Here is a 1,458-nt window from a genome sequence, read left to right on the forward strand (position 1 = left end):
ATAGCCTCTCTGAACCTCCGACCGTAAGCAGCTGTTGCCCCCGTATCGATTACCACTACCCCATTCCCCGTGGCAATGAATGAGCTGTTACTTATGTCACCCCTATTTTCTTCACTAAGCTCCTCTGGCACCCCCTGGACCATCCATACATTTTCTACAACTTGATGAATATTAAGATCTTCTCCATGCACTGGGGCCGAAATTGCCGCAAGAAACAAAGTAGCTAACGATAACAAGACTCGATAATCAAATTTGTGATTCCAGTACATTAGCATTGTTATCTCTAGCCTTCATCTTGTATGGGGTTCTTTCATCGCCTTTCATTTCAATCGTTAAAACTGGATTTTCACTAATGGAGGCATGCCATTTCATATCCGCAACCGTTTCCCCTTTACTGCTGATTTTCAGCTCTTCGATATAGAAAGGGATCTCACTGGGAAGGAGACCGCTTTCCATCGGATGAATAATCAAAAAACGAAGCCGACTACCCTGCTTGGCAGGAAACCTGCGCCCTCTAACCTGACCAAAATCTTTGGACCAATTCTTGCCGGAATTAGCGATACCTGGTGTTGAACAACCTCCCCCTGCGCCGTCAATAAAAGTGCTTCCAACATGCCATACACCCTGGCTTAACAAGGCCACCCTGACAGGAGAGCCTTGCTCCAGGCGGATATTCAACCCTACTTTTGCCAGCCCTTGTGTACCGGGGTTGTATTCAAAAACCATAGGTATAGGATTGAGCTCAACCCAAAGCAGCATTTTATCAAACTTGCCATTAAGATGACTGGCATCTATTTCTACCGGAACCTGCCCTGAGTCTTCGGCAAAATCAGGGGCGGTTATTTTCACTCTCGAGTCAAAATGTACTGGTGCGTTGGACAGATAACGATCCTGATATAGCTCCCACATGAATGAATCAAGAGGATCCTTATCTTGACGAGTATTGTTCTCTTGCGCTGAACTTATACTGATAAGTAGAAGGAACAATAGCCCGGGAAACACCATTACAGATCGCATTTTACTGTCCCATTGTTTCCATGCTGACCGTCTCAAGCCAGGTTCGGATAGCCCACAAAGCTTCCTGACTGAGATAATCGGCCATTTTCGGCATCAGAACGCGACCATTGCGCACAGCTCCATTTACAACCCGTTCTTTGTACCATTCGTCACCGTAATCACCGTTTTCCAGCTCTCGCAGATCAGGCGCTATACCTCCCGACTTGGCTTCCAGGCCATGACAAGCTGCACAGTTCTGGTTATACGCAGAGCTGCCAATATCCACAGCCAATTCATGCTGCGGATGATCTTCACGGTAAGGGTTGGTATCGCGCCACTCCTCACCAAGAGTCTCCAACCCGCGAAGATCTACGCCTTGTGGAGTCACATTACCGTGGCCATGGACCACCACAGAGCAACCTAATAAAGCCACACTTCCCACTATGCGCATCATTACATTCA

General features: G+C 47.3%; 2 protein-coding genes and 1 pseudogene. All 3 read right to left on the reverse strand.

Features of this window, described 5'->3' with window-relative positions:
• Positions 1–275, reverse strand: a pseudogene (locus A3730_RS32845) (hypothetical protein); the annotation flags it as partial.
• The gene (locus A3730_RS26230; RefSeq protein ID WP_231880543.1) at positions 247–1,017 is read right to left on the reverse strand and encodes a quinoprotein dehydrogenase-associated SoxYZ-like carrier; all 771 of its coding nucleotides are present in this window, start codon (positions 1,015–1,017) and stop codon (positions 247–249) included. The pseudogene A3730_RS32845 and the gene A3730_RS26230, both read right to left, overlap by 29 nt.
• A gap of 1 nt (position 1,018) precedes the next feature.
• On the reverse strand, positions 1,019–1,450 hold the full coding sequence (gene pedF / locus A3730_RS26235) for a cytochrome c-550 PedF (RefSeq protein WP_063539295.1): 432 nt from the start codon (positions 1,448–1,450) through the stop codon (positions 1,019–1,021).
• Between the last annotated feature and the right edge of the window lie 8 nt (positions 1,451–1,458).

It is taken from the genome of Alcanivorax sp. HI0044 (assembly GCF_001634945.1).

What these genes read in the sequence shown, in the direction of transcription:
- pedF (WP_063539295.1), bottom strand. Translation starts at nt 1,450, where the DNA reads ATGATGCGCATAGTGGGAAGTGTGGCTTTATTAGGTTGCTCTGTGGTG.
- A3730_RS26230 (WP_231880543.1), bottom strand. Translation starts at nt 1,017, where the DNA reads ATGCGATCTGTAATGGTGTTTCCCGGGCTATTGTTCCTTCTACTTATC.